Origin of the sequence: Mesorhizobium sp., from assembly GCF_004962925.1 — a bacterium.
Lineage (GTDB): Bacteria > Pseudomonadota > Alphaproteobacteria > Rhizobiales > Rhizobiaceae > Mesorhizobium.
In genome coordinates this window covers 7,082-14,752 of record NZ_SUEO01000099.1, presented here as the reverse complement: position 1 = coordinate 14,752, position 7,671 = coordinate 7,082, and the positions used below count along the sequence as shown (strand labels likewise).

10 protein-coding genes are annotated in these 7,671 nt (G+C 61.0%); 4 read left to right on the top strand and 6 right to left on the bottom strand.

Features of this window, described 5'->3' with window-relative positions; genetic code table 11:
• The 3 genes from rpoN to ptsN form a co-directional block, all read left to right on the top strand.
• Positions 1–1,368, top strand: a 1,368-nt coding sequence (rpoN, locus tag E5W87_RS19575) for an RNA polymerase factor sigma-54 (protein WP_292400991.1), incomplete at its 5' end; no start/stop codon positions are given.
• A 267-nt stretch (positions 1,369–1,635) separates the two neighbouring features.
• The gene (raiA, locus tag E5W87_RS19570) at positions 1,636–2,220 is read left to right on the top strand and encodes a ribosome-associated translation inhibitor RaiA (protein WP_292400987.1); all 585 of its coding nucleotides are present in this window, start codon (positions 1,636–1,638) and stop codon (positions 2,218–2,220) included.
• A gap of 82 nt (positions 2,221–2,302) precedes the next feature.
• Positions 2,303–2,767, top strand: a complete 465-nt coding sequence (gene ptsN, locus E5W87_RS19565) for a PTS IIA-like nitrogen regulatory protein PtsN (protein ID WP_095488401.1) — start codon at positions 2,303–2,305, stop codon at positions 2,765–2,767.
• A gap of 94 nt (positions 2,768–2,861) precedes the next feature.
• Here ptsN and E5W87_RS19560 read toward each other — a convergent pair whose 3' ends face one another.
• Positions 2,862–3,119 carry a DUF1150 family protein gene (locus tag E5W87_RS19560; protein ID WP_258122204.1) on the bottom strand — a complete coding sequence of 86 codons (258 nt, stop codon included), beginning with the start codon at positions 3,117–3,119 and terminating at the stop codon, positions 2,862–2,864.
• Between the two features lie 63 nt (positions 3,120–3,182).
• Entirely contained in the window at positions 3,183–3,608 is a 426-nt protein-coding gene (locus E5W87_RS19555; protein ID WP_023797450.1) for an Hsp20 family protein, read from the bottom strand.
• 143 nt (positions 3,609–3,751) lie between these two features.
• On the opposite strand from E5W87_RS19555, the gene E5W87_RS19550 reads away from it, so the two are divergent.
• Complete coding sequence (locus E5W87_RS19550) at positions 3,752–4,693, top strand: nucleoside hydrolase (RefSeq protein WP_292400980.1); 942 nt, start codon at positions 3,752–3,754, stop codon at positions 4,691–4,693.
• 18 nt (positions 4,694–4,711) lie between these two features.
• Here E5W87_RS19550 and E5W87_RS19545 read toward each other — a convergent pair whose 3' ends face one another.
• The 4 genes from E5W87_RS19545 to E5W87_RS19530 all read right to left on the bottom strand — a co-directional run.
• Positions 4,712–5,092, bottom strand: coding sequence for a hypothetical protein (locus E5W87_RS19545; protein WP_292400977.1), 381 nt, complete (start codon positions 5,090–5,092; stop codon positions 4,712–4,714).
• Between the two features lie 103 nt (positions 5,093–5,195).
• Positions 5,196–5,519 carry a hypothetical protein gene (locus E5W87_RS19540; protein WP_292400974.1) on the bottom strand — a complete coding sequence of 108 codons (324 nt, stop codon included), beginning with the start codon at positions 5,517–5,519 and terminating at the stop codon, positions 5,196–5,198.
• 102 nt (positions 5,520–5,621) lie between these two features.
• Positions 5,622–6,236, bottom strand: a complete 615-nt coding sequence (locus tag E5W87_RS19535; RefSeq protein ID WP_292400972.1) for a LysE family translocator — start codon at positions 6,234–6,236, stop codon at positions 5,622–5,624.
• A 108-nt stretch (positions 6,237–6,344) separates the two neighbouring features.
• Positions 6,345–7,671, bottom strand: a 1,327-nt coding sequence (locus E5W87_RS19530) for an amidase (RefSeq protein WP_292400969.1), incomplete at its 5' end; no start/stop codon positions are given.

The following is a 7,671-nucleotide window of genomic DNA, read 5'->3' as shown; positions in this document are numbered from 1 at the left end:
CCGCAGGACGATGCCATCAGCGACCAGGCGCAGAAGATCGATGCCGCGCCGGAAACGGCCACCAGCGGCGACTGGTTCGAGACGGAAACGGCGTGGAGCGCCGAGGCGATTTCGGAAAAGCTCGATACTTCGCTGGAAAACCTGTTTCCCGACGACCCCGGCACCAGCGAGCGGCTCGGTCCCGACCTGACGGCCCAATGGAAATCGGCCTCCGGCAATGGTTCCGCGTCCTCGTCCGACGGCTTCGATGTCGCAGACATGGCGGCCGCCGCCATCACGCTGCGCGAGCATGTCGGCGAACAGGTCGCGCTTGCCTTCGCCAACCCGGCAGCACGCCTGATCGCCAGCGAACTGGCCGATGGCCTCGACGAGGCCGGCTATATGCGCGCCGACATGGCCGAGATCGCCGCCCGTCTCGGCACCGACAGAACAGCAGTGACGAATGCGCTCGCTGTCTGCCAGACCTTCGAGCCCGCCGGCATCTTTGCCCGCGACCTCGCCGAATGCTTGTCGCTGCAGCTTGCCGTCCGCGACCGGCTCGACCCGGCGATGAAGGCTTTGATTGCCAATCTCGAACTCTTGGCGCGGCGCGATTTCCAGACCCTGAAACGGATTTGTGGGGTCGACGAGGAGGATCTGCTCGACATGCTGGCCGAGATACGTGCGCTCGATCCACGCCCGGGGATGGCGTTTTCGGGCGGCGCCAGCGACGCGATCGTCGCCGATGTCGAAGTGCGGGCGGCCAATGACGGGAGCTGGGTGATCGAACTCAACTCCGAAACGCTGCCGCGCGTGCTGGTCGACCATATCTATTTCGCCCAGGTTTCACCGCATGCGAAGAACCAGACGGAAAAGGATTTCCTGGCGGAGTGCCTGCAGAACGCCAACTGGCTGACGCGCAGCCTCGACCAGCGGGCGAAGACCATCCTCAAGGTTGCCTCGGAAATCGTGCGCCAGCAGGACGCTTTCCTCGTCCATGGTGTGCGTCACCTGAAGCCGCTCAATCTGCGCACGGTGGCTGATGCCATCGGCATGCACGAATCGACCGTCAGCCGGGTCACCGCCAACAAATACATGCTGACGCCGCGCGGCGTGTTCGAACTGCGCTATTTCTTCACCGCCTCGATCGCTTCGTCGGGTGGCGGCGACGCGCATTCGTCGGAGGCGGTGCGCGACCGCATCAAGCAGTTGATTGACGAGGAGAAACCTGTCGACGTGCTTTCCGACGACGCGATTGTGGATATGTTGCGGGAAAGCGGCGTCGATATCGCCAGGCGAACGGTCGCCAAGTATCGGGAGGGCATGAATATTCCCTCGTCGGTGCAGAGGCGGCGTGAAAAGCGCGCCTTGGCCAGCGCCGGGCGTTGATCTCCGACGGAATTTCCACAGCTTTTGGGCTTCATTGACAAGCCGCAACGAAGTGGCTAGAAGCCCGCCCGCATGAGACGGGCTGCTGCCCGCATGCGGATGGTCCGTCACGACGTTGGCCACGGGACGGTCAAGAAGGCGGCTTGTGATCAACCGGAAAGTTCGGATTTAAAATCGGCGCAAGTGACGCCGCAAAGCTTGTGCGCACAGACCACGGGTATAAACTCGGGACAGTTTGAAGCCTGAGCAAGGAAGGTCAGTTTTCAGATGACACTGCGCATATCAGGAAAACACATGGATATCGGCGATGCGTTCCGTACGCGCATCAACGACCGTGTCGGGGAAGTGATCGGGAAATATTTCGATCGGGGCTTTTCAGGTCAAATCGTAGTCGTCAAATCGGGGTCGCGCTACACGGCCGATTGCATGATCCGGCTGGATTCCGGCGCTTCGCTGCAGGCGACCGGTGAAGCCCAGGACCCGACGCTCGCTTTCGAGGCCGCGGCGGATCGTCTTGAAACCCGCCTTCGGCGCTACAAGCGTCGGCTGAAGTCACATAATTTAGGCAATGCCAATGGCGAACTTACCGACATCGCCTATACGGTGATGGCGCCGCTTGCCGACGACGATGAGGACATACCGGAGAATTTCGCGCCAGCCATCGTTGCCGAATCAACCATGACGCTGCGGACCATGTCGGTGGCGTCTGCCGTGATCGAGCTCGACACCAAGGACACTCCGGTCCTCGTCTTCCGCAATGCCGGAAACGAGCATCTCAATATCGTCTATCGCCGGCCGGACGGAAATATCGGCTGGATCGACCCGTCTACGACCAAGGTCGCGCAGGGATGACGGCCAAGGCCGCACTGGGATAAGAAACCAGCCGCACGCGAGAGTGTGGGCTGCGACGGCAGGCGAACAAGGGATTTCAAGTATGGATCTGAGCGATCTTATCAACGTTCCGGCGATCTTGCCGGCGTTGAAGGCGAACTCCAAGAAGCAACTGCTGCAAATGCTGTCCGAAAGGGCGGCAGCGATTTCCGGCATTCCGGAACGGGAGGTGTTCGACACCATCCTGCAGCGTGAGCGGCTGGGCTCGACCGGTGTCGGCAACGGCATCGCCATTCCGCATGGCAAGCTGGCCGGGGTGAAGCGGATCGCCGGCGTTTTCGCCCGGCTGGAGACGCCGGTCGATTTCGAGGCGCTGGACGACCAGCCGGTCGACCTGGTGTTCCTGCTTTTGGCGCCCGAAGGCGCCGGCGCCGACCACCTCAAGGCGCTGTCGCGCATCGCGCGGGTGCTGCGCGACGCCGACACGGTGGCCAAGATCAGGGGTACCCGCGACGCCGCAGCGATCCACGCGCTTTTATCGGACACACAGGCCTCGCACGCAGCCTGAGCTTTTTGATCAGATCCGTTTAAGGGCCACCGTGAGCGGCCCTGTCCGTTCCAACCAGATCGCTCTACCGTATTGTTAGTGGATCGCGACGTTGTTAGTGGATAGCGACGGGGGTCAGGTCGTTTTCCAGGGCGCCGGCCAGCGCCCGGTCGCGAGCGTCCGAAAGCAGGATCGGCTGGCCATTGGCGGCAAACAGGGCCCACAGTTCCAGGCCGGGCGCGATTTCACCGAGGCCCGGGAAACGGCCGCGCAGATCGTCGCTCGACACTTTCCTGAGATAGGCGACCGAGCCTTCGCCGAGATGGGCGAATTCGCCGCTGGTCATGATGAGATTTTCGTCAGTTCTGGTCATTTAAGCCTCCTTGGCGCGAGGACGCCGCTCAAGGCCGCCTCGCATGAGAGCTATCGATGAAGATCAGTCTTTCACCGATATGTTTATTTTCCGTACCAGCCGTTCGGACTCGGGCCGATCGAGATCGATCGACAAAAGGCCGTTCTTCAGCTCCGCCGCGATCACCCGCATGCCGTCGGCCAGCACGAAACAGCGCTGGAACTGGCGCGCGGCAATGCCGCGATGAAGAAATTCGCGCTCGGTATCGTCGTTCTGACGGCCGCGCACGACCAACTGGTTCTCCTCCGTGGTCACATCGAGATCGTTTTCGGCGAAACCAGCGACAGCGAGCGTGATACGCAGCCTTTCGGCCTTGCCGTCGGCACCGCTGAGGCGCTCGATGTTATAGGGAGGGTAGCTGTCACCTGACTTCGCCAGACGTTCCAGGGTCTTTTCCATGGCGTCGAAACCCAGGAGCAGCGGGCTGGAGAAAGGCGTCATTCGGCTCATGTTACACTGTCCTCTCAAGAGCGACATAAAGTGGAAAAACCCGGATGGCATTTTTCCCGATGGTCTTGATATGGTCCGCCCCGCGGTCAAGTTCAAGCCGTCGAAAGCCCCGCCCAAAAAGACTCCCTAAACAAGGAATTGAAATGCCCCAATCCCGCAAGATCATCATCGACACGGATCCCGGCCAGGATGATGCCGTCGCCATATTGCTGGCGCTTGGCAGCGCCGAGCTGGAGATCGTCGGCATGACCGTCGTCGCCGGCAACGTGCCGCTGAGGCTCACTGAAAAGAACGCACGCAAGATCTGCGAACTGGCCGGCAGGCCTGACATCAAAGTCTATGCCGGCGCCATTCGGCCGCTGGCGCGCGAACTGGTTACCGCCGAGGAGGTGCATGGCGAGACCGGCCTCAACGGGCCGCAATTGCCCGAACCAACAATGAAGCTACAGGACCAGTATGCGGTCGATTTCATCGTCGAGACACTGATGAAGGAAGAGAGCGGCACGATCACGCTCTGCGCGCTCGGACCGCTCGCCAACATCGCGCTGGCGCTGATCCGCGAGCCGAGGATTGCGCCGCGGATCAAGGAAATCGTGCTGATGGGCGGCGGCTTCTTCGAAGGCGGCAATGTCACTCCGACCGCCGAATTCAACATCTATGTCGACCCGCATGCCGCCGATGTCGTGTTCAAATCGGGCATCCCGATCGTCATGATGCCGCTCGACGTCACCCACAAGGCGCTGACCACGGCCAAGCGCACCCAGGCCTTTCGCAAGCTCGGTACAAGGGTCGGCACGGCCACGGCGGAGATGCTGGAATTCTTCGAGCGCTTCGACGAGGAGAAATACGGCACCGATGGCGGCCCACTGCACGACCCTTGCGTTATCGCCTATCTGTTGAAGCCGGAGCTGTTCAGCGGCCGCAACTGCAATGTGACGGTGGAAACCGCCTCGGAGCTCACCATGGGCATGACCGTCATCGACTGGTGGGGCGTGACCAAGCGGCCGAAGAACGCCATGGTGATGCGCGACATCGACCATGATGCGTTTTTCGCGCTGTTGCTGGAAAGGCTGGGGCGGCTTTAGGGCCGCTCACCACGCCGCTCATTCGTTGAGCAATTGGTATGTGTCGGTACCGTTCTGGTGCTGCTGCTGTTCGATCGAAACTTCCGATCCGATCATATGCGGTGAGCCCACTTCGCCTTGCACGAGCACCAGCATCCCGCTGTCGCGCAGACGGACTTGGTACAGGTAACGGATTCCCCGGCCGACAATGGCTTTGGGATTAAGAGGCGTCGTCGTGACGTTTTCGACGATGCCCACAACTTTTTGCAAGGCAACAATCGGGCTGATATGCCGCGTCACAATCGGTATAGCTATCACCAAAGTGATGGCGCAAAACAAAGAGACGCCGACAATGGCGTCACGGTACTCTTCTTGAAGTAAAATCAAACGATTTCTAAGAGAAATACTTGTTTGACTCATTCATTACATTTGAGTAGCGAAAGTCCATTTTTCAATAGCGCCTTTCTAAGAAATGCTGGTGGTCACTAATTTGCCTTTGAAAACGCCAGCAACACGCCGCCGTTCAATTTGCGAATCTGTAGGAGATCGAACCGTTGTCACGCGTGACGCGTTCAATGCTGACGCGCGAGCCGATCAGATGCGGGCTATCGTCATCGATAAGAACCGGCGAACCGTTCTCGAGAAAAAGTACATAAACAGCGCCGCGTCCTTTGCCCCACTGAACACTTTTGATCGTAGCATCGATCGCATCAACCGACCGGATCGGGCTTGCGTCATTCGCCCATTGGTTCAGAGCCGACGGAACCATTACCGCGAACAAAGTGATGAGCAGGATCACGCCAAACGCGTTCCTTTTCAAATCCGCATAAGTCCACGGCATAGACATGAATCCCTCAGTGCGGATTCATGTGGTGCCACGAAGGTTGACTTTCAATCAGCCTTTTTGTTCCGGTTGATGTTACCGTTCTGGACGTCGGGTTCGCGGCTGTTACTTCGCCTTTGAAAACGCCAGCCACAGGCCGCCGCCGACCAGGAAACTGCCGCTGATCCGCGACAGCAGCTTGACGCGGCCGGCCGAGAGCAGGCGTCCGGCACGGCCGGCGGCCAGCGCGTAGGTCGAATCCGACACGGCGGCGAAGATCATCGCAGTGAGACCCATGACGCCGATCTGCAGCGCGTAGTTGCCTTCAGGGGCGATGAATTGCGGAAAGAAGGCGCCGAAGAACACCAGCGTCTTGGGATTGCTGATCGCCACCAGCAGGCCCTGCAGGAAGAAGCCACCGCGCGGTTTTTTCGCCGACCCGTCGGCATTCAGCTTGCCCTTGGAGCGGAACATCTGCACGCCCATCCAGATCAGATAGGCGGCGCCGACCAGCCTGACCCATTCGAACCAATGACCCATTCCCGCGATAAGCGAAGTCAATCCGATGCCGACAATGGCGATCATGATGGCCAGCCCGGCCTGCGTGCCGGCGACGTTGGCGAGGCCGGCGCGGGAGCCGTGGCGGATGCTGTTGGCGATGATCAGCGTGACTGTCGGTCCAGGCACCAGGATAATGACGATACAGGCAACGACATAGGTGACGTAGAGTTCCAGCGACATGATTTTCCTCGACAGTATGCGGCTTGCGCGCGGCCGACCGTGATCAATGCATGACAGCAACGCCGGTGCAAGCCGGCAGCATATGTCGCTGGCAGCCTTGATCTGGATTTAGGCTCCGGCCTGCCACGGCAGCGTCGTCTCGTAGGCGGCCGCGGCTCTCAGCACGGCCATGTCGTCGCGCGGCCGCCCGATCAATTGCATGCCCATCGGCCTGCCTCTGGCATCGAAGCCCGCCGGGACGTTGACCGCCGGGCAACCGCCCAGCGTGGCGAGCGCTGAAACCTGCATCCAGCGGTGATAGCTGTCCATGGCACGCCCGGCCACTTGCGTCGGCCAGTGGGTGGAGACCTCGAAGGGGAAGACCTGCGCGGTCGGCAGCACGACGAGATCGAAGCGGTCGAAGAGCGACAGCAGGGTTTTGTGCCACGACGAGCGCCTCACCGTGGCGGCATGGATCTGCGGCGCTGTGAGGCGCAGCGCATGTTCCACTTCCCACACGGCCTCCGGCTTCAGAAGACGGCGTTTCAAGGGATCGTCGTAATGCGCCTTGAGCGCACAACCGCTGCTCGCCTGGCGCAGCGTCACAAAGGCCTGCCATAGCGCCTCGAAGTCGAAATCCGACACCAGCGCTTCGGTCTGAAAGGATATTTCGGCGAATCGGCCGAGAGCGACCTCGCAAAGATCAAGGATGCCGGGTTCGAGCGGCAGATGGTCGCCGAGATCGCCGAACCAAGCGATGCGGCCGCCAGTTGCTGCCGTTTGCAGTCCCTGTAGGAAGGAGCGGTGCTTGTGATGTGACAGCGGCGCGCGAGGGTCGTAGCCAGCCTGCTCGTCGAGCAGCAGCGCCATGTCGCTCACGCTGCGGCCCATCGGCCCCTCCACGCCCATTTGCGCATGAAAGACGTCAAGGTCGGGGCCAGCGGGGACAAGTCCCTGCGACGGACGGAAGCCGTAGATATTGTTGTAGGCGGCCGGGTTGCGCAGCGAGCCGCCAAAGTCGCTGCCGTCGGCGACAGGCACCATGTCGAGCGCCAGCGCGACCGCCGCGCCGCCACTCGAACCGCCAGCCGTCAAGGCCGGGTCGAAAGCGTTGAGCGTCGGACCGAACACGGTGTTGTAGGTGTTGGAGCCAAGGCCGAATTCGGGAACATTGGTCTTGCCGATGATGATGGCGCCGGCCTTGCGGACGCGTTCGACGAAGAAATCATCCTCTTGCGGCACGAAATCGGCGAAGATCGGCGAGCCGAAGCTGGTCCTGAGGCCCTTGGTCTGCGCGAGATCCTTGATGGCGATCGGCAGGCCGAACAGGGGGCCGGAATGCCCTGCATGCGCCAGATGGGTGTCTGCTTCGTCGGCCTCTCGTAAGATGTCGGCACGGTCGCGCAGCGAGACGATGGCGTTGACCAGCGGGTTCACTGCGTCGATCCGGTCGAGG